General features: G+C 72.6%; 20 protein-coding genes. 7 read left to right on the top strand and 13 right to left on the bottom strand.

All coding sequences use genetic code 11. The features are described from left to right. The first annotated feature begins 41 nt into the window (after positions 1–41). A complete protein-coding gene (locus NE234_RS32105; protein WP_252784622.1) occupies positions 42–419 on the top strand; it encodes a BlaI/MecI/CopY family transcriptional regulator in 378 nt (125 codons plus the stop codon). 56 nt (positions 420–475) lie between these two features. Next, entirely contained in the window at positions 476–1,354 is an 879-nt protein-coding gene (locus NE234_RS32100; RefSeq protein WP_252784621.1) for an alkaline phosphatase family protein, read from the top strand. 89 nt (positions 1,355–1,443) lie between these two features. Here NE234_RS32100 and NE234_RS32095 read toward each other — a convergent pair whose 3' ends face one another. The 6 genes from NE234_RS32095 to NE234_RS32070 form a co-directional block, all read right to left on the bottom strand. Further along, on the bottom strand, positions 1,444–2,262 hold the full coding sequence (locus NE234_RS32095; RefSeq protein WP_252784620.1) for a COG4705 family protein: 819 nt from the start codon (positions 2,260–2,262) through the stop codon (positions 1,444–1,446). 49 nt (positions 2,263–2,311) lie between these two features. After that, the gene (locus NE234_RS32090) at positions 2,312–2,971 is read right to left on the bottom strand and encodes a response regulator (RefSeq protein ID WP_252784619.1); all 660 of its coding nucleotides are present in this window, start codon (positions 2,969–2,971) and stop codon (positions 2,312–2,314) included. Continuing rightward, positions 2,968–4,194 carry a sensor histidine kinase gene (locus NE234_RS32085; RefSeq protein ID WP_252784618.1) on the bottom strand — a complete coding sequence of 409 codons (1,227 nt, stop codon included), beginning with the start codon at positions 4,192–4,194 and terminating at the stop codon, positions 2,968–2,970. The genes NE234_RS32090 and NE234_RS32085 overlap by 4 nt, the downstream gene beginning before the upstream one ends. 6 nt (positions 4,195–4,200) lie before the next feature. Further along, complete coding sequence (locus NE234_RS32080; protein WP_252784617.1) at positions 4,201–5,016, bottom strand: ABC transporter permease subunit; 816 nt, start codon at positions 5,014–5,016, stop codon at positions 4,201–4,203. Then, entirely contained in the window at positions 5,013–5,942 is a 930-nt protein-coding gene (locus NE234_RS32075; RefSeq protein WP_252784616.1) for an ABC transporter ATP-binding protein, read from the bottom strand. Before NE234_RS32075 ends, NE234_RS32080 begins: the two co-directional genes overlap by 4 nt. Positions 5,943–6,156: 214 nt before the next feature. Beyond that, positions 6,157–6,324: a hypothetical protein gene (locus NE234_RS32070; RefSeq protein ID WP_252784615.1), complete on the bottom strand. Its 168-nt coding sequence runs from the start codon at positions 6,322–6,324 to the stop codon at positions 6,157–6,159. Positions 6,325–6,422: 98 nt separating this feature from the next. Between NE234_RS32070 and NE234_RS32065 the strand changes: the two genes are divergently transcribed. From NE234_RS32065 to NE234_RS32055, 3 genes are all read left to right on the top strand, one after another. Beyond that, on the top strand, positions 6,423–7,367 hold the full coding sequence (locus NE234_RS32065; RefSeq protein ID WP_252784614.1) for a DUF523 and DUF1722 domain-containing protein: 945 nt from the start codon (positions 6,423–6,425) through the stop codon (positions 7,365–7,367). A 195-nt stretch (positions 7,368–7,562) separates the two neighbouring features. Next, positions 7,563–8,954: an MFS transporter gene (locus NE234_RS32060; protein WP_252784613.1), complete on the top strand. Its 1,392-nt coding sequence runs from the start codon at positions 7,563–7,565 to the stop codon at positions 8,952–8,954. A 37-nt stretch (positions 8,955–8,991) separates the two neighbouring features. Continuing rightward, positions 8,992–9,459, top strand: a complete 468-nt coding sequence (locus tag NE234_RS32055; protein WP_252784612.1) for a MarR family winged helix-turn-helix transcriptional regulator — start codon at positions 8,992–8,994, stop codon at positions 9,457–9,459. Positions 9,460–9,480: 21 nt separating this feature from the next. Here the strand turns inward: NE234_RS32055 and NE234_RS32050 are convergent, their stop codons facing one another. The 3 genes from NE234_RS32050 to NE234_RS32040 all read right to left on the bottom strand — a co-directional run bounded on the left by NE234_RS32050 (position 9,481) and on the right by NE234_RS32040 (position 13,940). Further along, positions 9,481–10,545: an ABC transporter permease gene (locus NE234_RS32050; RefSeq protein WP_252784611.1), complete on the bottom strand. Its 1,065-nt coding sequence runs from the start codon at positions 10,543–10,545 to the stop codon at positions 9,481–9,483. Positions 10,546–10,681: 136 nt separating this feature from the next. Next, positions 10,682–12,073: a serine/threonine-protein kinase gene (locus tag NE234_RS32045; RefSeq protein WP_252784610.1), complete on the bottom strand. Its 1,392-nt coding sequence runs from the start codon at positions 12,071–12,073 to the stop codon at positions 10,682–10,684. A gap of 184 nt (positions 12,074–12,257) precedes the next feature. Further along, the gene (locus tag NE234_RS32040) at positions 12,258–13,940 is read right to left on the bottom strand and encodes a phosphodiester glycosidase family protein (protein ID WP_252784609.1); all 1,683 of its coding nucleotides are present in this window, start codon (positions 13,938–13,940) and stop codon (positions 12,258–12,260) included. Positions 13,941–14,202: 262 nt separating this feature from the next. Here NE234_RS32040 and NE234_RS32035 point away from each other — a divergent pair, with 262 nt between their 5' ends. Continuing rightward, on the top strand, positions 14,203–17,013 hold the full coding sequence (locus NE234_RS32035; protein ID WP_252784608.1) for an FAD-binding and (Fe-S)-binding domain-containing protein: 2,811 nt from the start codon (positions 14,203–14,205) through the stop codon (positions 17,011–17,013). On the opposite strand, the gene NE234_RS32030 is transcribed toward NE234_RS32035, so the two are convergent. Then, positions 17,003–17,836, bottom strand: a complete 834-nt coding sequence (locus tag NE234_RS32030) for an alpha/beta hydrolase (protein ID WP_252784607.1) — start codon at positions 17,834–17,836, stop codon at positions 17,003–17,005. The two genes, NE234_RS32035 and NE234_RS32030, sit on opposite strands and share 11 nt — an antisense overlap. A gap of 181 nt (positions 17,837–18,017) precedes the next feature. Between NE234_RS32030 and NE234_RS32025 the strand changes: the two genes are divergently transcribed. After that, positions 18,018–19,622, top strand: coding sequence for an FAD-dependent oxidoreductase (locus NE234_RS32025; RefSeq protein WP_252784606.1), 1,605 nt, complete (start codon positions 18,018–18,020; stop codon positions 19,620–19,622). On the opposite strand, the gene NE234_RS32020 is transcribed toward NE234_RS32025, so the two are convergent. From NE234_RS32020 to NE234_RS32010, 3 genes are all read right to left on the bottom strand, one after another. Continuing rightward, the gene (locus NE234_RS32020; protein WP_252784605.1) at positions 19,616–20,746 is read right to left on the bottom strand and encodes a sulfite oxidase; all 1,131 of its coding nucleotides are present in this window, start codon (positions 20,744–20,746) and stop codon (positions 19,616–19,618) included. The two genes, NE234_RS32025 and NE234_RS32020, sit on opposite strands and share 7 nt — an antisense overlap. Before the next feature lie 111 nt (positions 20,747–20,857). Further along, complete coding sequence (locus tag NE234_RS32015; RefSeq protein ID WP_252784604.1) at positions 20,858–22,552, bottom strand: hypothetical protein; 1,695 nt, start codon at positions 22,550–22,552, stop codon at positions 20,858–20,860. A gap of 233 nt (positions 22,553–22,785) precedes the next feature. Then, on the bottom strand, positions 22,786–23,808 hold the full coding sequence (locus tag NE234_RS32010) for a DNA polymerase IV (RefSeq protein WP_252784603.1): 1,023 nt from the start codon (positions 23,806–23,808) through the stop codon (positions 22,786–22,788). Positions 23,809–23,896 lie beyond the last annotated feature (88 nt).

The following is a 23,896-nucleotide window of genomic DNA, read 5'->3' as shown; positions in this document are numbered from 1 at the left end:
ATCTACTATCGGGGTAATACCTGAGGTGTCTGGAGCGGGACGTGACCAAGGAACAGGACCCGGGGCGGCGGCCTCCCGGCATGCTGGAGGACGCCGTGCTGGCCGCCCTGTGGAACGGCGGCCGGCCGATGAGCCCCGGAGACGTGCAGGCCGTGCTCCCCGGTGCCCCCGCCTACACCACGGTGATGACCACCCTGGCACGGCTGCATCGCAAGGGGCTGGCGACGCGCACCCGCGCCGGACGCGGATTCGTCTACTCGCCCAACGTCGACGAGGCCGCTCACACGGCGACCGCGATGCACGACCTGCTGAGCCGCCGGAGCGACCGGGCCGCGGTGCTGGCCCGTTTCGTCTCCGAACTGACGCCCGAGGACGAAGTGCTGTTGCAGCGGCTGTTGCGCCAGGAGGAAGACGGGTGACGCACCGCCGGACGCTACTATTCGGGTAGTAGAAGTCCCGGCATCGGAGGTCGGTCGTGAAGGATCGGCGTTTCCGCCGCGCACTGCTGCTCGCGGCGACACTCCTCGCCGCATCGCCGGCGGCCGGCTGCGGTGACGGCGGGGCGACCCACGCCGCCGGCCCGCATCCGACGGCCGCCTCGGTGCCACAGCCCGCGCACGTGGTCGTCGTGGTGCTGGAGAACAAGTCCGACCGTCAGATCGTCGGTGCCCGTGACGCGCCGTATCTCACCTCGCTGGCCCGGTCCGGTGCGCTGTTCACGAATTCCTACGCGGTGCGGCATCCGAGCCAGCCGAACTACCTGGCGCTGTTCTCCGGGTCCACCCAGGGGCTCACCGACGACTCCTGCCCGCACACCTACACGGCCCCGAACCTCGCCTCGGAACTGTCCGCGGCCGGGCTGACCTTCGCGGGTTTCGCCGAAGCGCTGCCGGCCTTCGATCGGACCGCCTGTGTCACCGGCAACTACGCCCGCAAGCACGTTCCCTGGGCGGACTTCCCCGACCTCCCGGACGCCGTCAGCCGGTCCTTCGCCGACTTCCCGTCCGACTATTCCGCGCTGCCCACGGTGTCGTTCGTCATCCCGGACATGTGCGACGACATGCACAACTGCCCGGTCAAGACCGGGGACGCCTGGGTCCGGGAGAATCTAGACGGTTATGCGCAGTGGGCCCGGACCCACGACAGCCTGCTCATCGTCACCTTCGACGAGAACGACAACCGTCCCGGTAACAAGATCGCCACCATCTTCGCCGGCGGCCCCGTCAAGCCCGGGACGTACCCGGAGAAAGTTGACCACTACCGCGTGCTCCGGACCATTGAGGACGCCTACGGGCTCCCGCACGCCGGGGAGAGCGCCGCACGCAGCCCCATCACCGACGCCTGGAGGACCTGACCGGCCGGAGCCGAACCCGGAGGGGCGTCACCGGGACTCCCGGTGCCGGCGAGCCGGAACCGGGAGTCCGGGAACTCAGGGCGAGGTGCTCAGGCGGATCGCCGCCCGGACGCGTGGGCTCCCCGCCGGCCGGCGGTGGTGTCCCTGCGGCTCACGGTCAGATAGCCCACGAACGCGACGATGACCACCGCCAGGGCGAGGCTGACCGGGCCGGTGCCCAGCGCGACGCCGCCCCGGGCGCGCGACACGCCCAGCCAGTCGGCGAACGATGCGCCGAGCGGCCGGGTGAGGACGTAGGCGACCCAGAAGGTGGCGATCGCGTTCATCCTGAGCAGGCCGTAGGCCACGGCCGGAACGGCGATCAGGACGGCGAACATCACGCCCGAGGCGAGGTACCCGAGGTGGACCGTCACCGCGGTCATGTCGCCCGTGGCGGTGCCGAGCGCGAAGGTGGTCATGACCGTGATCCAGTAGAACAGCTCACGTCGCGGCGTCACGACGCTGTGGATCGACAGGGTCCGCTCGCTCGCGTACCAGAGGGCGAAGATCGCGGCGAGGGCGACGACGAAGAACGCGGTGGAGATGACGTACGGCACGCCCAGGACGACGTGTACCACGTCGGCGGCCATCGTGCCGAACACGCTGACCATGACGATGGCCGTCCAGTAGATCCAGGCGACATAGCGCCGGACCGTGAACTGCAGCGCCAGCGACGCCGCGAGGACGACGCCCGCCGCGGCCACCGCGACGATCGGACCCAGGCGGTGCGCCAGGTAGTCGGAGGTCGTCTCGCCCATGCCGGTGGTCAGGACCTTGACGATCCAGAAGTACGCGGTCACCTCGGGGACCTTGCTCATCGTCCGCCGGGTGACGGCGCGGGGGCTGTTGCGCAGTTGACTCGTCGCCATGTGGCTCGTCGACCTTGTCCTCTCGTGTTCTCGTACGGTCGGGGAATGGTCAGGTGGGCCGGAGCAGCCCGGTCTGGTAGGCGAGTACGACGGCCTGGACGCGGTCGCGGAGGCCGAGCTTGGGGAGGATGCGGCTGACGTGCGTCTTCACGGTCGCCTCGGACAGCCCGAGCGCCACCGCGATCTCGGCGTTGGACAGGCCCCTCGCCATCTCGATCAGCACCTCGCGCTCCCGGTCGGTGAGCCGGCCGAGGCGTGGGTCGTCGGCCGGGCCCGGCCGCGCGGGACTCTGGCGGGTGAACGCCTCGATCAGCAGCCGGGTGAGCCGGGGCGCGACCACGCCGTCGCCCGCGGCGACCGTGCGGATGCCCGCGATCAGCTCGGCGGGCTGGACGTTCTTCAGCAGGAAGCCCGCGGCGCCCGCGTGGAGGGCGGCGAAGGCGTACTCGTCCAGGTCGAACGTCGTGAGGATGAGGACGCGCGAGGCGGCGTGGTCACGGACGATCCGCTCGGTGGCCTCCAGGCCGTCCATGCCCGGCATCCGTACGTCCATCAGCACCACGTCGGGGGAGCGCGAGGCCACCGCGGCGAGGGCCTCGGCGCCGTCACCGGCCTCGCCGACGACGGTGATGTCGGGTTGCGTCTCCAGCACGAGCCGGAAGCCCATGCGCAGCAGCGGCTGATCGTCGACGAGCAGAACGTTGATCACCGGCTGACCTCCAGCTGGGACGGCTCGAAGCGGGCGTGCACCCGCCAGCCGCCGTCGGGCAGCGGTCCGGCCCGGAGCCGACCGCCGTAGACGGCGACGCGTTCGCGCATTCCGGCGATGCCGTGCCCGGCGCGCGGCCGGCCGGCCGGAGCGCCGGCGGCCGCCGACCCGTCATCGGTGATCTCGACGTCCACCTGTTCCGCGGCGTACTCGAGCCGTACCCGTGCCGTCGTTCCCGGCGGCGTGTGCTTCCGGACGTTCGTGAGCGCCTCCTGGACGAGGCGGTAGATGGTGAGCTCGGCTCCGGAGGCCATGGCGGGCGGCCGTCCGGTGACCACGTACTTCACGGGGAGCCCGGCGGCGCGTACCTCGGTGAGCAGCGCGTCCAGTTGGCTCAGCCCCGGCTGCGGACGCCTGAGCCGGTCGGTCGCCGGCGCGTCCTGTCGGAGCACCTCGAGGACGCGCTGCATCTCCGCGATGGCCTGGCGGCCGATCTCCGACGCCTTGGACACGGCGTCGGCGGCCCGCTCCGGCGCGGTCGGAAGGGTGTAGGCGGCGCCGTCGGTGAGGGCGACCATGACCGAGAGGCTGTGGGTGACGATGTCGTGGACGTCCCGGGCGATCCTCGCGCGTTCCTCGGCGGCGACGATCTGGGCCTGCTGGTCGCGTTCCCTCTCGAGGCGGGCGGCGCGGTCCTCCAGCGACGCGAGGTAGGCGCGGCGCGTGCGCATGTTCAACCCGATCACGGCGGCGGCCGTGGTCATCCCGGACAGCAGGACGAACGCCTTCCACAGGTGAACCCGCGGGACCCACTGGTCGGTGGCCATGGCGACGCCGAGTTCCACGACGCCCGCGGCCACGAGCAGCCGGCGCAGCGTCGAGTGCGCCGCCACCGAGTACAGCGCGATCAACACGGCCAGGTCGCCGGTGGTGAGGAGCACCCCGCCCAGCCACTGAACGAACGCGATCCCCGCGACCACGGTGAACGCGGTGAACGGCGCGCGCCGCCGCCAGGTCAGCGGGACGAGGAGCGCGACCTGAAGAACCCAGCCGAGCAGTACGTGCCCCGGTGGGTCCTTGATCAGGTGCGGCGCTCCGATCAGGAACAGCAGAAGGGCGAACGCGCCGTCGGCGACGGTGGGGTGTCTCCCGGCGAGCGCGCGGACGCGAGGGCCCCAGCGCACGGCGAGCGCGCCGGGGCCCATCTCGGGCGAGTCGGTCATCGAGGGTCAGGCGTCCCGGCGCTTGAGCAGGTACGCGGCGACCGCCATGGCGATGACGGTGTAGAGGACGAAGACCCCGAAGCCCGTCCACGGGCCGAGCGACCCGGGATCGGGCGCGTTCGTGAGCAGGTCGCCGCCGGCGTTGCTCGGCAGGTACGGCGTGATGTGCTTGCCCCAGGACGTCAGGTTGAGGACCTCGCCCAGGACCGGCAGGACCAGCAGGATGCCGAACAGCGCCGCGATGGCTCCGGCGGTGCTGCGGATGATGGTGCCGAGGGCGGTGCCGAGGAGACCGACGACCGTGAGGTAGAGCCCGACCCCGGTGACGATTCGCAGCGCCTGGGGAGACGAGAGCGTGGCCTGGATGTGCTGGGAGGACAGGATCGCCTGGCCGCCGAGGAAGGTCACGAACGAGACGATCTCCATCAGGACCAGCACGACCACGCTGAAGACGGCGGCCTTGGCCCACAGCACGGGGAGCCTGCCGGGCACCGCGGACAGCGTGGCACGGATCATGCCGGTGGAGTACTCACCGGTGATCACCATCACGCCGAGCACACCGACCGCGAGCTGGGCGATGACGTACGGCCGCAGCGGGACGGTCACCGCCATGGTCGCGGCGTCGCCGATGGGGTGGTGGTGGTCACCGACGCGGGTGGCGAAGCCCCAGCTGAAGAGCATGCCGAGGCCGATGGTCGCGACGATCGCGGCGAACAGCGACCAGAAGGTCGAGCGCAGGGTCCTGAGCTTGATCCATTCGGAGTTCAGCACCCGGACCTGGGTGACGCTGCCGGGCGGGACGGTCGTGGTGGCGGTGGTCATGCGGCGGACCTCTCTGCGGTGCGGGCGGGTGCCCGGTACTCGACGGAGTCGCCGGTCAGCTCCATGAACGCCTCCTCCAGCGAGGCCTGCTGCGGAGCCAGCTCGAAGAGCGTGACGCCGTTGTCCGACGCGATCTGGCCGATCTGGTCGCTGGTCAGCCCGCTGACGAACAGAGTGCCCTCCTCGGTGGCCGACACCGTGACGTCCGGGCCGGCGAGCAGATCCCGCAGCCGGGCGGCCTGGGGGGAGCGGACCTTGACCCGGCCCGTCGACGCGCGCTCGATGAAGTCGGTGACGGAGGTGTCGGCGATGAGCCGGCCCCGGCCGATGACGATGAGGTGCTCGGCGGTCAGGGCCATCTCGCTCATGAGGTGGGAGGACACGAAGACGGCACGCCCTTCGGCGGCCAGGTCCTTGAGCAGGTTGCGGATCCACAGGATGCCCTCGGGATCCAGGCCGTTGACCGGCTCGTCCAGGATCAGCGTCTTGGGGTCTCCCAGCAGCGCGGACGCGATGCCGAGGCGCTGGCCCATGCCGAGGGAGAAGCCTCCGGCGCGCTTGCGGGCGACCTCGCGCAGGCCGACCAGGTCGATGACCTCATCGACCCGGCGGCGCGGGATGCCGGTGGTCGCGGCCAGCGCGAGCAGGTGGTTGTAGGCGGTCCGGCCCGTGTGGATGGCCTTGGCCTCCAGCAGCGCGCCCACCTCGTGCAGCGGTGCCGCATGCTCGGCGTACGAGCGGCCGTTGACCGTCACCGAGCCGGAGGACGGCCGGTCCAGGCCGAGGATCATGCGCATCGTCGTGGACTTGCCCGCGCCGTTGGGGCCCAGGAATCCCGTGACGATCCCGGGTTCAACGGTGAACGACAGGTCGTTCACCGCGGTCTTCTCGCCGTAGCGCTTGGTCAGGCCTCTGGCCTCGATCATCATCGGTCCTTCGGAAGGTTCAACGGTGTCACGGGGAAACGGTAGGGATCGGACCGCGCCGGATCGTCGCCCTCACGGAGGAATCCGGCAGGTCACGAAGGTCCACCGCGCGATGTAGGCCTACATCGCGGGATGCAGCGGCCGGATCGGCTCGGCATCGCCCTCGTTCCCGGCCGGCCGCTCACGGCCTTTCCCGGGGGCTCCCGGCCGGCGCTCAGTCGGCGTTCGGCCCTCCTCCTCCGGGGCGGGGGACGTCCGATGGCAGATCGCGGCCGGTCGTGGCCCTGTGACCCCGCTCCCGCCGGGCTACGAACATCGGGGCGAGCTGGAGGTACCACAGGAGCGCCAGGGCGGCGCTGCCGAACAGCAGGGAGACGAGCATGCGGAGCCTATCCGGAGGGAACTACTACAAGCATAGTAGAAGGCGGGTCCGGCGGGAACCGGCCGGGGGCTCCGTCACGGTCCGAATACAGTGGGCGTATGGCGGCGCTCGAGTGTGACGCGGTCGGCCGGCCGCGGATCGGGGTGTCGAGCTGTCTGCTCGGCGATCCGGTCCGCTACAACGGCGGCCACAGCCGCTGCCGCTTCCTCACCGACGAGCTCGCTCCCTACGTTGACTGGGTGCCGTTCTGCCCGGAGATGGAGATCGGCCTGGGGACCCCGCGCGAGACGCTGCGGCTGACGGCCGACGACCGCCTGGTCGGCCGGAGTTCGGCCGCCGACCACACCGCCGCGATGGCCGCCCTGCCGCTGGCCTCGGGCCTCGACGGCCAGGTGTTCAAGGCCAGGTCGCCGAGCTGCGGCGTCCGGGGCATCCCGCGCTACGCCGGGGACGGGCGGCCCGCCGACCGGCGCGGTCGCGGCGTCTACGCGGCGCGGCTGATCGACGCGGACCCGCTGCTGCCGGTGGAGGACGAGGGCCGGCTGAACGACGCCGGGCTCCGGGAGGCGTTCGTCGAGCGGGTGTTCGCGCGTGCCCGCCTGCGGGAGCTCTTCGCGGGCGACTGGCGCCCGCGTGACCTGGTCGCCTTCCACACCCGCCACAAGGTCCAGATCCTCGCGCACGATCCCGCCGGTTACCGGCTGGCGGGGCGGGTCGTCGCCCGGGCCGGCGACCGGCCCCGCGAGGAGAGTGAGGCCGCCTACCGTGCGCTGTTCGACGCCGCGCTGGCCCGCAAGGCCACGCGGGGCCGCAACGCGAACGCGCTCCAGCACGTGTTCGGCCAGATCGGCGAGGTCCTCGACGACACGCGGAGACACGACATCGTCGCGAGCATCGAGGAGTACCGCCGCGGCGACGCCCCGCTCAGCCTCCCCGTCGCGCTGCTGAGCCACCACGCCCGCGGAGAGGGCATCGCCTGGGCGGCGGACCAGACCTACCTGGCCCCCTTCCCGGCCGCCCTTCGCCTGCGTCACCACCTCTGACCGGCGCCTCCAGGACGGCGCGGCCGGCCTCTCGTACGTCCTCCCGTGCCTCCGTCGACCCCTGCGGTCCCGGTGCAGTTAGTTAGCGGTAATAATGGTTATATGTCTATAACTGATGGTGTTGCGGTTCGTAGCGGTACACCTCGCCAGGAGGCGGGCGGGCGCCGGCGCTGGCTCATCCTGGGGATCTGCTGCATGAGCCTGTTCATCGTCGGCCTGGACAACACGATCGTGAACATCGCGCTGCCGTCGATGCAGCACGATCTGCACGCCTCCGTCTCCGGCCTGCAGTGGATCATCGACGCCTACACCGTCGTGCTCGCCGCGCTCCTCATGCTGTCCGGCTCCACGGCGGACCGCGTCGGCCGGCGCCGCACCTTCCAGACGGGCCTCGCGCTGTTCACGCTCGGCTCGCTGCTGTGCTCACTCTCCCCGAGCCTCGGCTGGCTGGTCGCCGCGCGTGTGATCCAGGCCGTCGGCGGTTCGATGATGAACCCGGTGGCCATGTCCATCATCACCAACACGTTCACCGACCCGCGGGAACGCGCGCGGGCCATCGGGATCTGGGGCGGCGTCGTCGGTCTCAGCATGGCCATGGGCCCGGTCGTGGGCGGCGCGCTGGTCGCCTCGGCCGGATGGCAGGCGATCTTCTGGATCAACATCCCCGTGGGCCTGCTCGCGATCGTCCTGTGCGCGCTCTTCGTTCCCGAGTCGCGTGCGCCGCGCGCCCGCCCGATGGACCCGGTCGGCCAGATCCTGATCTGCGCGCTGCTCGCCGGGCTCACCTACGGCATCATCGAGGCGCCATCCGCCGGATGGGCCTCCGCGCAGACTCTGGGCTGCTTCGCCGGGGCCGCCCTCGTCCTGGCCTGCCTCGTCGCGTACGAACTGCGCCGCGCCGAACCGCTGATCAACCCGCGGTTCTTCCGCAGCGCGCCGTTCGCGGGAGCGACCGTCATCGCGATCTGCGGCTTCGCCGCGCTGGGCGGCTTCCTGTTCCTCAACACGCTCTACCTGCAGGACGCGCTCGGCCGTACCGCGCTGCACGCCGGCCTGTTCACCCTGCCGATGGCCGGGCTGACGGCGGTGTGCGCGCCGCTGTCCGGGCGGATCGTGGGAAGTTCCGGCCCGCGGCTGCCCCTGGCCGTCGCCGGCACCGCCATCGGGCTCAGCGCCCTGCTGCTGACCGGCCTCACCGCGCACACCCCGGTCTGGCGGCTCATGGTCGCGTACGTGCTGTTCGGCCTCGGCTTCGGCATGCTCAACGCGCCGATCACCAACACCGCCGTCTCCGGCATGCCGCGGTCGCAGGCGGGTGTCGCCGCCGCGGTCGCGTCCACCAGCCGGCAGATCGGCCAGTCGCTCGGCGTCGCCGTCATCGGCTCCCTCGCCATGTCCACCGTGCACGGGCCGCTGCGCACGGGGATCCCGGCCGCCAGCCACGTCGGCTGGTGGGTCGCCGTCGGCTGCGGCGCCGCGATCCTCCTGCTCGGTATCCTCACCACCGGTCGCCGGGCCAGGCGGACCGCCGAGCGCACGGCAGAGCGGCTCATCCACGGCTCGACCGAAACGGCGGAGACTGCGTGAGCCGGCTTCGACCGCTCCTCTGACGAAGGATGGGCCCATGAACGACAGGTCCGGGGTGCCGCGCGACGCGGCCTCCACCGCCGTCGCCGACGCGGACGCGGTCGCCCGCGTCTGGGCGGCGATGTGCTCGCTCGTCCTGAAGCAGGAGGACCGGCGCAAGGAGGTCGCCGAAACACTCGGGATGAGCTTCTTCCGCGCCAAGGCACTGCGCCGGCTCCTGCCCGGTCCGCTCACCATGCGCGAGTTGACCGCCAGGCTGGCGACCGAGAAGCCCTACACCACCCTGGTCGTCGACGACCTGGAGCGGCGCGGGTTCGTCGAACGCAGCGTCCATCCCGACGACCGCCGCTGCAAGATCGTCACCCTGACCCCGGCCGGGGTCGCGGCCGCCGAGCAGGCCGAGCGCATCCTGGCCCGGCCGCCGCGCTCCCTCCTCGACCTCGCTCCCGAGGACCTGGCGGTCCTCGACCGGATCATGGCCGAGCTCCGATCCCCGCGGGGCTGACCGGCGAGACGGAGGGCGGTCTCACGCCGCCGCGTGAGCGGGCCTTCTCCCGCGGCCTCCCGGGTGGCGGTGCCGCCAGAACCAGAACACGGCGCAGGAGACGAGCGACCAGCCCGCGAGGACGAGGAACGGGAACACGTGCTGGTGGTGGCGGAAGTAGATCGCCGTGTGCTGGGCGTTGACCGACGCGCCCGGCGGCAGCCAGCGGCCGATCGTGCCGAGCGGCGAGGGCAGGAGTGCCCAGGAGACCGCGCCTCCCGAGGACGGGTTGCCGAGCAGGACCATCAGGCTCCACGTCGGCAGCATCGCCCAGCGCCCGAACAGGGTCTTGAACATCGTGAACACCATGCCGCAGGTGAACATCGTGAACGACAGGATCGGCCAGGACTGACCGAAGGGCAGGCGCAGCGCGCCCAGGAGCCAGTTCACGATCGCCACGATGACGAACCCGCCGAGCACCGAGTACGCCACCGTGAAGCCGATCCGCTCCAGCGGCGCCAGTGCCTCCGCGTGCGCGCTGAGTTGGACCGCGCCGACGAACCCGAGGATCACCGCGGCGATCGAGACGTAGAACACGGCCAGGCCGCGCGGATCGCCGCGCTGTAGCGGCTTGACGTCCCGTACCGTGACCGAGACGCCCGTGGCCCGGCCCACCTCCGGCGTGGTCTGCTCCAGCAGCTGGGCGACCGAGGCGCCCGACGCCCCGGCCACGTCGACGGTGACGACCCGGCCGGAGTCGCGGAAGTCGAGGATCGCGAAGACCTTCTGGGCGTCCACCGCGTCGACGGCCGCCTCCCGGCTCTCGTACGGGTAGATCCGGACGGAGGCGTTCAGCGCCTTCTCCAGCCCCCCGATGAACGCCTTGGCGCGCGCCGGCTGGTAGTTCCCCACGATCGCCACCGGGATCGAGTGCGGCGTGGGGTTCGCCATGGAGTAGGTGTAGGAGCCCGCGAACAGCCCGGCGGCGGCCGAGATGATCAGCACCAGCACGGTCGCGGGCAGGAACGGCGACCGCTTGAACGCCGCCCAGCGCTCCGCGCGGGTGGGCGGCCTGCCGTGCGCGCCGTGGACCGGCGTCTCGGACATGTCACCACGCTAAGCGACGGCGTGCCGGCGCGCGGCCCCGGGAGGGCCGGCGCCCGGGTGGGCGACGCCACGGTGATCACCGTCCGCCGTACGCTCGGCGGCCGCGTGGTGCAGAGCCTCAGCGGGAACACCGGTTTCACTTCGCCGTGACGCAGAAGAACCACACGTTGATGTCCACCTCGGTCCAGGCGGGGTCGCACCGGGACGTGGAGGACACCCGGGGCAGGCCGATACCGCGGGTCATCACCTTGTACTCGGTGGCCGCCGACCAGCAGGAGGCCTTGACCCAGGTGCTCTTGCGCTTGATGTAGTGAAGGCAGTCTCCGGCCTTGGCGGACGATATGGAGCTGGAGAGGTTGAGCCTCTCGGTGGCCCAGACGGAGAAACCGCGGTCGCCGTGGTAGAGCAGGACCGCCACGACGGCGGCGATGCACAGGGCGACGATCCAGCTCGTCGGGTCGTTCGAGCCCTCTTGTTCCTGGGGCGTGGTCTGCGGTTTCGGGGTGTCCGAGGTCTTCGCCGATGGCTTCGCGGGCCCGGTGCTCTTCGGCAAGGGCTTCGCGGGTGCGGGTTCCTTCAGCGGTGGCTTCGCCGACTTGGGCTTCTTCGCCGGAGGGCGGGCAGGCGCGGGCACGGTCAGCCGTTTCGTCTTCGCGGTCTTCCCTCCGTTCGTGTTCTTCCCGGACGTACCGCTCTTGCCGGCGGCCTTCGAGCGGTCGAGCAGACGGAACGCGTCGGCGACGGACGGGCGCCTGTCCGGCGTCTTTCTCATCAGCGCCATGATGAGCGGTTCCAGTCGCCCGGCGCGTTCAGGCGCCGGTGGATCCTCCGCGATGATCGCGGACAGGGTCTCGTCCGTGGTGTCGCGGTGGAACGGGGGGACACGTTCGAGCGCGTAGTAGAGGGTCGCGCCGAGGGAGAACAGGTCGCTCGGCGCCTGCCCGTCGAGGCCACGGGCGCGCTCCGGGGCGAGGTAGTTCATCGTGCCGATGAAGGTCCCGGGCGCGGTGAGCGACCGGTCGTTGCGCGCGACGGCGATGCCGAAGTCGGTGAGCAGGATGGAGCCGTTGTCGGCCATCATGACGTTGGCGGGCTTGACGTCACGGTGGATGATCCCGGCCTCGTGCGCCGCGCCGAGTGCTTTCAGGAGCGCTTTGGCCAGCCGTGCCGTCTCGTTCACGGAGAGCGGCCCGTACCGCTTGACGTGGTCCTCCAGCGAGTGGCCCACGACGAACTGCATGACGATCCAGGGGGCGTCTCCGTCGATCACGACATCGTGGACGGTGACGATGTGCGGATGGTCGCGAAGCTTCGCGGCGTTACGGGCCTCGCGTTCGGCGCGCTCCAGGAACTGAGCGCGCATGGCGGGCGGCAGCGCCGGGTGCAGCAGCACCTCCTTGACGGCGACCGTGACCTGAAGGAGCTGGTCCCATGCTCGCCAGACCCGCCCGAACCCGCCTGCCGCCAGCACCTCGTCGAGCCGGTAGCGACCCCCGATGGCCTGCCCCGGCTGCGCCTCCCGAACCATCGATCACCCCACTGGCCGCCCGCCGCGGCGATAAGGAAAGCCGAGCCGAGGGCCAATCGTAAAGACTTCCCCATCCGTCTGACAGTGGGTAAGGCGTGCCGGCCGGATGCGGGGCCGTACGCCGCCGGACGGGACGAGCGGGCCGGGCGGCACCGGCGAGCGGCTCCGTGTGGCGCGACGGGACCTACGGCCGGCGGCGCGACGGCAGGACGACGACGGCGTCGCCGACGGGACGCTGACCGGTGGCGTCCGACGGCGAGTTGATCATCTGGCCGCCGACGACCATCGTCGTCGAGCCGCCGCCGTCGAGGTTCATCGCCTGGACCGCGCCGAGGCTCTTCATCACCTGGCCGGCCTCGGCGATGGACAGGCCCTGGCTGAGGGACGCCTGCCGGCCGTCCGCCTCGACCAGCAGGAGTCGTCCGCGCCGGTCGGTGCCGATCATGGTGCGGGGATTACGGCGCAGGACCCAGCCGTAGTAGAAGGACGGGTCGCCCGGGTGGACCAGCCCGTCGGCCTGCGGGGCGATGGCGACCCGGCCGTCGGTGACCAGCTGCGGGCCGCCGTTGACGACCGAGTCGTTCGGCCCGAAGTCGACGGGCCGGCCGCCGGGTCCGGTGACCTTCGTGCGGAGCCGCAGCCGGTGCCCGACGATCGCGTGCTCGCCGAGCCAGGACGCCTCCGTGCCGATCGCCTCGATCACCCGGCCCCCGGCGGGCACCGACGTGGCGGTGCGCGGGCCGGTGGACACGACCGTGCCGTGGGCGTCCAGCACCGCCTCGGTGCCGGGCCCGGTCGGCAGCGGCCCGCCGAACTCCGGCGTGAACACCGCCAGCTCGTTCGGGTCCGTGCAGGTGACGTCGTGCCGGGGGAGGGACGTCGGGCTGTCCTCCGCGTCGCCGCCGCAGTCGCGGATCACTCCGGGCGTGCGGTTAAGTCCTTCGACCCGGTGCGTGCGGCCGTGTTCGTCGACCAGCTCGATGCTCGTCCACAGTTTCTTCAGCTCGACCCGGCGGCCGCCGTCCCGCAGGATCGCCGCCACCCGGCCGTTGGTCGCGTCGTGCAGCAGCCTGCCGTGCTCCACGACGATGCCGGCCGTGTCGCCGGGCACCCCGTCGCTCTCGGAGATCACGAAGAACCCGCCGTTCACGGCGGCGAGGGCTCCGGTGTCCTGGGCGATCTGGGTGGTCGTCCGGCGGCCCGCGAGCGTGGCGTCGTGCGACTCGGCGACGCTGCCGTGGAACCGGTGGAAGTCGACGGTCAGGGCGCGGACGACCCAGGGCCCGGTGGTCGAGTCGCCGTCGAAGCCGGTGTAGACCACCGACGGCTTGAAGTTCGCCGCCTTCAGCTTCTTGGCGGCGGCGTTGGCGGCGTCCTGGGTGGCGTACCGGCCGACCCGCACCCGGTAGCCGATCACGCCGGCCTCGACGTCGGCGAACGCGGGCGTGGACACCGGCTGCGCCTGGCCGGTCCAGCCGGCCGCCGTCAGCTGGGCGACGACCGCGTCGGCCGCCGTGTGGGTTCCCACCACCGCCGTGACGGCGTCCGGGTCGGGTGACGGCGGGACGTCGGAGGAGGTGGGGATGCCGACCTCGATGGTCCAGTGGTCGTCGGGCGACACCCGGCCGCGCGTGATGGTCGTGAGGGTGACGCCCGGGGCCACGTCCTGCGTGGTGCGGGTCTCGGCCAGACCACCGGGACCGAGCGGCAGCGAGGCCGTCGTCGCGGGCCGGCCGGCGGAACGACCGGCCTCGGCGGGTCCGGGCGCCGTGCCGGGCGTGGCCGCGCGCGCCGCCGTCCCGGTCGTCGCCAGCAGAGTGAGGGCCGCGGCGCCCGCGGCCCATCCCCGTCGAACTCCGTGCGTCACGACGCCTCCTCGGTACCGGTCGTCCCGGTTAATTGATCACCTGAAATTGATCAACAGCGTCGGTATCTTACGGAATACTGGATCACCCCAAAAGACCCGGAAAGCGGCTGAAGGTCGAATTCTGGGTAGCGCGGGGATGATCCGCGAGCCGACGGATCCGGCGGCCCGCCGACCCGGGGGCCGCCCCTATGCTGGACATTCGGGCCGAAACAGGCCTCTTCCGTCCACGCCGGTAGGCGACCACCCATCGGACGAAGGAAGCATGAGCGCCACCCGCACCCAAGGAACGCCGAGGCTGCCCGCGCCGGATCCCGCCGTCCTCGCGGCGGTCGAGGCCGCGGTGCCGGGGATCACCCGTTCGCGGGTGAGCGACCGGCTGGGCGTCGCCCACGACGCGTCGCACTACCTGCTGACCCCGCAGGCCGTCCTCGTGCCCCGCAGCGCCGAGCAGGTCGGCGCGCTGATGCGCGCCGGTCTCCCGCTGACCTTCCGGTCCGGCGGCACCAGCCTGAGCGGGCAGGCGGTCACCGACCACCTGCTGGTCGACACCCGGCGGCACTTCCGCGCCATCGAGGTGCTCGACGGCGGCGCCCGCGTCCGGGTCCAGCCGGGCGCCGTGCTGCGGCAGGTCAACGCCAGACTCGCCGCGTACGGCCGCAGGCTCGGACCCGATCCGGCCAGCGAGGCGGCCTGCACGATCGGCGGGGTCGTCGCCAACAACTCCAGCGGCATGACCTGCGGCACCCACGCCAACACGTACGAGACGCTGGAGTCGATGGTCCTCGTGCTGCCGAGCGGGACCGTCCTCGACACCGGCGCGCCGGACGCCGACGCGCGCCTGCGCGCCCTCGAACCCGACCTCGCGGCGGGCCTGGAGCGCCTGCGGGACCGCGTCCGCGGCAACCCCGAGTCGGTGCGCCGGATCAAGGCCCAGTTCGCCCTGAAGAACACCATGGGCTACGGGCTGAACAGCTTCCTCGACCACGACTCGCCCGCGCAGATCCTCGCCCACCTCGTCGTCGGCAGCGAGGGCACCCTCGCCTTCGTCGCCGAGGCGGTCCTGCGGACGGTCCCGGCGCACCGCCTGGCGGCGACCGGCCTGCTCGTCTTCCCCACGCTGCGCACCGCGATGGCCGCCGTGCCCGAGATCGTCGCGGCGCGCCCGGCCGCCGTCGAGCTCCTGGACGCCGAGTCCCTGCTCGTCGCCCAGGAGGACCCGAAGGCCGAGGACGTCCTGCGCGCGCTGACCGTGGAGGACCACGCGGCACTGCTGGTGGAGTGGCAGGAGTCCGACCCCGAGGTCCTCGCCGACCGCGAGCGCGCGGCCGCGCGGCTCTTCGACGCGTTCGACCTGGCCGTTCCGGCACGGCTCAGCGGGGACGCTCAGGGACGCGCGGCGCTGTGGCACATCCGCAAGGGCCTGTACGCCTCCGTCGCCGGCGCCCGTCCCAGCGGCACGACGGCGCTGCTGGAGGACGTCGCCGTCCCCGTGCCCGCGCTGGCCGACCTCTGCGACGACCTCGCGGAGCTGTTCGCCGAGTACCGGTACGAGCGCAGCGTCGTCTTCGGGCACGCCAAGGACGGCAACCTGCACTTCATGCTCAACGAGCACTTCGGCACCGACCTGCAGCGGTACGCGGACTTCACCGAGGACATGGTCGACGCCGTCCTCGGCCGCGGCGGCACCCTCAAGGCCGAGCACGGCACCGGCCGCGTCATGGCCCCCTTCGTGCGGCGTCAGTACGGCGACGAACTGTACGCGGTGATGCGGGAGGTCAAGCGGCTGTGCGATCCGGGTGACACGCTGAACCCCGGAGTCGTGCTGACCGACGACCCCCGGGCGCACCTGCGCGACCTCAAGTCCGCCGTCACCGTCGAGCCCGAGGTCGACCGATGCGTCGAGTGCGGCTACTGCGAACCCGTCTGCCCCAGCCGCGACCTCACCACGACGCCGCGCCAGCGCATCGTGCTGCGCCGCGAACTCGCCGCCGCCCGCGCCGCGGGCGACCACGAACTGGCGCGGCGGCTGGAGGCGGAGTACGAGTACGACGCCGTCGAGACGTGCGCCGTGGACGGCATGTGCGCCACCGCCTGCCCCGTGCTGATCAACACCGGGGACCTCACCAAGCGCCTGCGCGCCGAGGGCCACGGCCGGGTCGCCCAGGCCGGCTGGAAGACCGCCGCCGGCCACTGGGGCGCGGTGACGCGGGCCATGGACAAGGCGCTCGACGTGGCGGCGGCGGCCCCGCCGGGGCTCGTCGAGGCGGCCGGGCGGGCGGCACGCAGGATCGGCGACCCGGACACCGTCCCGGAGTGGAGCCGCGACCTGCCGCGCGGCGGCGAGCCCCGGCGGCCGTCGCCGGCGCCGGACGCCGACGCCGTGTACGTGCCGTCCTGCCTGAACACCATGTTCGCCCCCGCCGAGGGCGGCCCGGGCGTCATGGCCGCGCTGCGGCGCCTCACCGAGCGGGCGGGCCTGCGCCTGCACGTGCCCGGGGACATCGCGAACCTGTGCTGTGGCACCCCGTGGTCGTCCAAGGGGTTCACCCAGGGGTACGAGGTCATGCGCGGCAGGGTGCGGGCGGCCCTGCTGGCCGCCACGGACGGTGGCCGGATCCCGGTGATCAGCGACGCCGCCTCCTGCACCGAGGGGTTCCGCCGGCTCGCCGGCACGGCAGGTCCGGCCGTCGCGGTGGTGGACGCGGTGAGCTTCGTCGCCGAGCACGTCCTGCCCCGGCTGCCGGCGGCCCGCCGCCTGCGCTCACTGGCCCTGCACCCGACCTGCTCCTCGACGCGGCTCGGCCTGGACCGGGACATCGCCCGCATCGCCGAGGCGGTCGCCGAGGAGGTCGTCGTCCCGGAGGGCTGGCAGTGCTGCGCCTTCGCCGGCGACCGCGGCATGCTCCATCCGGAGCTGACCGCCTCGGCGACCCGCGCGGAGGCGGAGTCGGTGGCCCGCGGCGACTTCGCCGCCCACGCCTCGGTCAACCGGACCTGCGAGATCGGCCTGTCCCGCGCGACCGGCGAGACCTACCACCACCTGCTGGAACTCCTCGATCAGGTCACCGCCTGACCGGCCCGCCTCCGCGATCCGGAGTGCCGTCCTGCGCCGTCCCGTCCTGCGCGGTGCCGTCCCGGCCCGGCGCGCCCTCCGGATCCGGAGTGCGGTCCCGGCCCGGAACGCCTCCGGACAGCATCCAGGACACCGCGCGGTCGACGATCGGCTCGGGCACCTCGTGGCCTCCGTCGAACTCCTCGTACGTGACCTGGTACCCCAGCGCCCGCAGGCCGGGGACCAGCCGGCGGCTGCAGGCGTCGATCCGCAGGACCCGGTCGCCCGTCCCGTGGGAGACGAACACGCGCGGCGTCCCGTGCGTGACCAGCGGCGTCGCGAACCCGGGGGAGAAGGCGACCACGGCGTCGAACAGGTCGCCGTTGGTCAGTCCGATCGACAGGGCGTACGAGGCGCCGTCGGAGAATCCGCCGACGATCACGCGTTCGACCGGGTAGGCGTCGAAGATCTCCTCAAGCACCCGGTCCAGCCGCAGCACGTCGGTCCCGAATCCGTCGACGATCAGGTCCCAGGTGTTCGCGGCGGACTTGGGCGCCACGAGCAGGAGCCGGTGGTCGTCCGCGGCGGGCAGCAGCAGATCCAGGCCCTGGCGCGCCGACCCTCCGGCGCCGTGCAGGAGCACCACGAGCCGGTACGGGCGCCCGTTCACCGGCGGCGGGACGTACGCCATGGCCAGCAGCTCGGCCGTCGGGCCGTCGAACCGCAGCAGTCCCGTGCGGTCGGACTCCACCACCGGATCGCAGAGACGGACCGCCAGGCGTCCGTGGTGGAAGCCCTCCTCCGGCCGCGGGTGGGGCTCGGCGGGCTCGGCGGTGAAGGACATCTCGATCACCTCAGGTCGATGTCGGTAACCCGCGGTGACGGGCCGGGAATACTCCGGGTGACGCTCGACGTTGTGAATGTCATCTCTGGATGACATCCCCCGCCCCGTTCGCCGGACAATCCCTCGTCCCGATGGCGTCACCGATCACGCGGGCGGCCATTCCAAGGAGTTCTTTCCCCTCATGGATATTCATACCGATGCCCTTGTCGTGGGCGGAGGTCTGGGCGGCGTCGCCGCCGCGATCGCACTGGCCAAGGCCGGCTCCTCGGTCGTGCTGACCGAGGAGTACGACTGGCTGGGCGGCCAGCTCACCAGCCAGGCCGTACCCCCGGACGAGCACAGCTGGGTCGAGCGCTTCGGCATCACGGCCGGCTACCGCGCGCTCCGCGACGGAATCCGGGACTACTACCGGAACCACTACCCGCTGACCGGCCGCGCCCGCGCCTGGGACGAGCTCAATCCCGGCGCCGGCTGGGTCAGCCGCCTCTGCCACGAGCCCCGCGTCGCCGTGGCGGTCATCGAGGCCATGCTCGCCCCCTACCGCGGCTCCGGCCGGCTGCGCGTCCTGCAGCCGTACCGGCCGGTCGGCGCGGACACCGAGGGCGACCTCGTCACCGCGGTCACCTTCGCGCACCGCGACACCGGCGAGCGGACGACCGTGTCCGCGCGGTTCGTCCTCGACGCCACCGAGACCGGCGAACTGCTGCCGCTGACCGGCACCGAGTACGTCACGGGCTTCGAGTCGCAGGCGGACACCGGCGAGCCCAGCGCTCCGGAAGAGGCACAGCCGCAGAACATGCAGGCCATCTCGGTCTGCTTCGCCATGGACCACGTGGACGGCGACCACACGATCGAGCGGCCGAAGACCTACGATTACTGGCGCGCGTACCAGCCGGAGTTCTGGGGCGACCGCCTGCTGTCGTGGTCGGCTCCGATCCCGCGCACGCTCGAGCCGGTCGAGCGGACCTTCACCCCGAACCCCGAGGGCGACCCGATGGCCGTGCTGGGCGACCAGCAGCGCTTCGGCGGCGACCTGGACCTGTGGTCGTTCCGCCGGATCGCCGCGCGCGGCCTGTTCGAGGACGGCGCGTACGCCAGCGACATCACGCTGGTGAACTGGCCGATGATCGACTACTTCGATGGGTCGATCATCGACGTCCCGGACGCCGACCGGCACGTCGAGGCCGCGCGCGAGCTGTCCCGCTCCGCGCTGTACTGGATGCAGACCGAGGCGCCGCGGCCGGACGGCGGCACCGGATATCCGGGGCTGCGGCTCCGCGGCGACGTCACCGGAGGCGCCGACGGCCTCGCCCAGGCCCCCTACATCCGAGAGTCGCGCCGCATCCGCGCGCTCTACACCGTCCCTGAGCAGGACCTGTCCCTGGCCGTACGCGGCGACAAGGGCGCGGTCCGGTACGAGGACTCGGTCGGCGTCGGCATGTACCGGATCGACCTGCACCCCTCGACCGGCGGCGACAACTACATCGACGTGGGCTGCTCGCCGTTCGAGATCCCGCTCGGCGCCCTGATCCCCCGGCGCATGCGCAACCTCGTGGCCGCGGCCAAGAACATCGGCACCACCCACATCAGCAACGGCGCCTACCGCCTGCACCCCGTCGAGTGGAACATCGGCGAGGCCGCGGGCACCCTGGTGGCGTTCTGCATGGAGCGGTCCGCGACGCCGTACGCCGTCCGCGAGAAGGACGACCTGCTGTCCGAATACCAGTCGCGGCTCGAGCGGTCCGGTGTGGAGCTGCACTGGCCGGACGGGGTCCACGGCTACTGAGCCCCGGTCGTCGTGAGGCGGACGCGGTCCCAGGAGTTGTTGGCGTAGCCTTTCGGATTCCACAGCGTCGCGGGCGACTCCGGCTGCGTCACGCCGGTGGAGTCCCAGGCCCGGGCGGTGACGACGGTGTCACCGGCCGGCAGGTCGACGATGATGCGCCACTCCTGCCACGTCCAGGGGCTCAGCGGCGCGTCCAGCTGCGCCTGCGCCCAGGTGCGGCCGCCGTCCAGGGAGACGTCCAGCCGGGCCACGGTCCGGTCCTCGCCGGCGTAGGCGTAACCGGCGATCTGCGTCGGGCCCGGCGGCAGCGGCGTGCCGCCGTCGGGCGCCAGGATGGCGCAGTTGAGGCCGACCGGGCCGAGCGGGATGCCCGCCTCCGGCCCCGTCCGGGAGGGGTCCGCGTCCGGCGGCAGGATGCGGTAGGCGACGGCCTGGAAGTAGTTGGACGACGGTTCGGCCTGCGCCGTGACGCGCTCCAGCCACTTGACGCTGCGCGCGCCGATCCATCCCGGGACGATCACGCGCAGGGGGGCTCCGTGCACGTCGTGCAGGGGCCGGCCGCCCATCCCCCAGGCCAGGAGGACCTCACCGGAGATCGCCTTGGCCAGCGGGATCGAGCCGCCGAAGGGCTGCGGCGGATCGGCCAGCGGTGAGACGTCGGGGGCGGCGAAGGCGACGTGGCGCGCGCCGGGTCGTACCCCGGCGGCGGCGAGCACGTCGGCCAGGAGCACGCCGGTCCAGTGGGCGGTGGAGGTGGCGCCGGGCCCCCACGGGTCCTCACCGGGGATGTCACGGACGTCGAGCAGGCCCGCCCGGCGGTTACCCGCGCACTGCACGGTGGCGAGGAGTTGCCGCTCGGCGAACCGCTCGCGCAGGTCGCCGAGCGACAGGGTGAGGGGGCGCTCCACCAGGCCGTCCACGCGCAGCCGCCAGGCGCGGGCGTCGATGTGGGGGATCGGGCCGTGGTTGCGGCTGTAGAAGCTCTCCGGATCGGTCAGCACGCGGCGGGCGAGGGCGTGGCGTGGCGGCTCGGCGTTGAACGGTTCCCGCCGGTGCACCACCATGTCGTCCCGCTTGCCCCACGGCCCCATGTCCCGAGCGCTACCCGCGCGGACGAACTCCACCCGCGGCGTCTCCTGCGGGTGGCGCCAAGTTCGTGCCCGGAGTTCTTTGCCGAGCCGGGGCCGCACGTGACGCGGGCCGCACGTGACGCGGGCCGCAGGCGGTCGCCGGGCTCAGCCGCCGGACATCGCCGGGTGGGGCGACTCGGCGAAGGCGCACTCCGGATGGGTGTCGCGGTCGATGATGTTGCGGACGGTGGCGTGGACGCGGACCGGGCCGGGGCGCAGCGCCGTCACCTGGAACCAGCCGTCGGGCGTGGTCGTGAGGCAGGCCGCGCCGCCGTCGGCGACGCCCCACATGTCGTTGGCGTGGATGCGGACCGTCTCGGTGCCGGCCGTCGGGAAGTCCAGGATGAACGACGAGACCTCGAGGGTGCGCAGCGTGGCGGGGCCCGAGGCGAGCGGGACCGCGTCGGCCACCTCCCAGACCTTCCAGTGCGCGTCGTGCCAGACTTCATGCAGGTAGGAGGGCGGGTCGGCGAGCAGCGCGGCCTCGGAGAGGCCGCCCCGGTCGAGCGGGACGTCGGGCAGCGCGACCAGGCCGACGGCGTTGGCGTTCAGCCAGGCGCGGTAGCCCTCCGCGGTCAGCGGCCGGTAGAGCGCGGGGGAGTAGTGAAGGTCGAGCTGCCGCTCCCAGCCGCGCGCCATGGGGAACCGCTGGGCGAGGAACACGGTCTCCCAGTGTTCGCGGGTGAACGGGACCTCGAGCCGGCCCGCCGCCGGTCTCCGGGTGGCCAGGAACGACTGCAGGCCCGTGTAGTACGAGGCGTTGGACGACGGGTCCCCGGCCGAGTTGGCCAGGGCGGTCGCCACGGGCACCAGCTGCCAGCTGAGCAGCGGCACGATCAGCAGCGCCAGCACCAGCCGCCGGCCATAGCGGAGCAGCAGGTAGCCGGCCGCCGGCAGCGCGAGCGTGCTGCCCAGGCGAGCGATGTTCGCCCCGACCGGGTTGGGCACCACGAACAGCGCGGCGCTGAGGCCACCGTAGATCACCGCGAAGCGGCGGATGAGAGTGCTGCTCCGCGGGGCGATGGCCAGGGTCAGGGCGCTGAACAGCAGGACGCCGAGGAGGTTGACCAGGGGGAACGGGAACCGGCCGCTGCCGCCCCCGGTCACGAAGGACACGAACATGCCCAGGGCGGCCGAGCCGAGCGGGGCGACCCGCCGCCAGCCCGCCTGCGGGGCCCAGCTGAGGCCGGCCAGCAGCAGGAACAACCCGGCGAGTGGACTCGACAGCGACGAGCAGGCGGCCATCATGAGCACCAGCAACGGCAGGCCTTCGATCGCGGCGAGCAGCGCGGCCAGCCCGAAGGCCAGCCCGAGGGCGAAGGGCAGCTGGCCGATGATCAGCTCGCCGACGATGCCGATGGCGAGCGCCAGGCGGAAGAAGGTCTGCGCGCTGTCGCGCGGGCCGGGCAGGAGCCTGCAGGCCGCCCAGGTGATCACGGTGCAGGAGATCAGGCCGGTGATCCGCGCCCCCAGGACCGCGGCGATCGGCGGGAAGAGGACGCTGTAGCCCGGCAGGCTGTGCCCGTCGTACCACTGGTTGTTGAACGCCACCAGACCCGCGGTGCGCGCCACCCAGGTCCGGAAGTACTGCGCCGGCAGATCCGGGCCCCGGAGGTTGAGGGCGATGACGAGAGCGCCGAGCAGCAGCGTCACCGTCCACGGGTGACGCACCGGCGCGGCGAGGCACCGGCGAATCCACGACGCGCCGCGGTCCGGCGAGGGTAGGGTGTCCACGCGGCCGAGGCCCTGGCCGGCCGCGTCCGGGCCGCCGCTCGGACGCGGACGCATGGATGTCTTCACTGCTCTCCCTCCTGTACCGGGCTCAGCCGCGCCCGCTCACTGCCCCATCCTTCACCACCGACGCCGCAGGTCCCGGCGTCGGCCCTCCGCCCGGCACGCCCCGATCCTGCCGTATCGCGCCGCCGGCAGGAGCGGATCATCCCGCTCCCCGGCGTGTTCCGCTTCCTCCGGCCCCGTTTCGGCCGGAACGGTTTGCTTGGGCGGTCGGGCCGGAATGAGGCCGTCCGGCCGGTTCAGCGGGAGAACTCGGCCCGGACACCGAGCAGGCGCACGGGCCGCCGAGCGGTGAAGCGGCCGAGGGCGGCCAGGGCCGCCTGCTCGATCGCCTCCACGTCCACGGTCGGCGTGGTGAGCGTACGCCCGTGGGTGCGGGTCGTGAACGGCGCGTACCGCACCTTCACGACGACGCGGACGGCGGGCCGCTCCTCGGCTGCGATCTCCTCCGCCACCCGCCTGGCGAGGCCGGCCACCTCATCGCGCACCCGGTCCCAGCCGTCCAGGTCGCGCTGGTAGGTCGTCTCGCGGCCGTGCGAGCGCGCGACGTACGGCGCGTCCGTCACGGGGGAGCGGTCCTCGCCGAGGGCGAGGCGGATGAGCCACGGGCCGGTGGCGGGCCCGAAGCGGGCCGCCAGGACGGCCGGGTCGGCGGCGGCGAGGTCCCGCACGGTGCGGACGCCCAGCGCGGCGAGCCGCCCGGCGGTCCGGCGGCCGATGCCCCACAGCGCGTCGGTCGACCGGTCGCCGAGCACGTCGAGCCAGTCACCGGAGGTCAGCCGGAAGACGCCGCCCGGTTTGCCGAAGCCGGTCGCCATCTTCGCCTGCAGCTTGTTGTGGCCGATGCCGACCGTACACTCCAACCCGGTCGCCTCCCGTACACGGGCGCGGATCCGCCGGGCGACGTCCTCGGGATCGTCGCCGGTCACCGCCAGGAACGCCTCGTCCCACCCCAGGACCTCGACGACGGCGTCGAACTCCCGGAGCGCCGCCATCACCCGGGCCGAGAACTCCTCGTACACGGCGCGGTCGACCGGCAGGAAGACCGCCTCGGGACAGCGCCGCGCCGCCGTGCGGAGGGGCAGCCCGGAGTGCACGCCGAAGGAGCGCGCCTCGTACGACGCGGTGCTGACCACGCCCCGCTTGGTCGGATCGCCGTCACCCCCGACGACGACCGGCCGCCCGCGAAGCTCCGGACGGCGCAGCATCTCCACCGCGGCCAGGAACTGGTCGAGGTCGACGTGCAGCACCCACGGGGCCACACTCCATCTTCGCTCCGGCGCCGGAGCGGGCGCGCACCCCCTCCCGCCGGGTGGGCGGCCCGGTACGGCGCCGGTTGGTTCAGACGGT

The sequence above is a fragment of the Actinoallomurus rhizosphaericola genome, assembly GCF_024055675.1.
GTDB lineage: Bacteria > Actinomycetota > Actinomycetes > Streptosporangiales > Streptosporangiaceae > Actinoallomurus > Actinoallomurus soli.
Note: the sequence above shows the minus strand (reverse complement) of the source record. Positions and strands in the feature narration are given on the sequence as shown.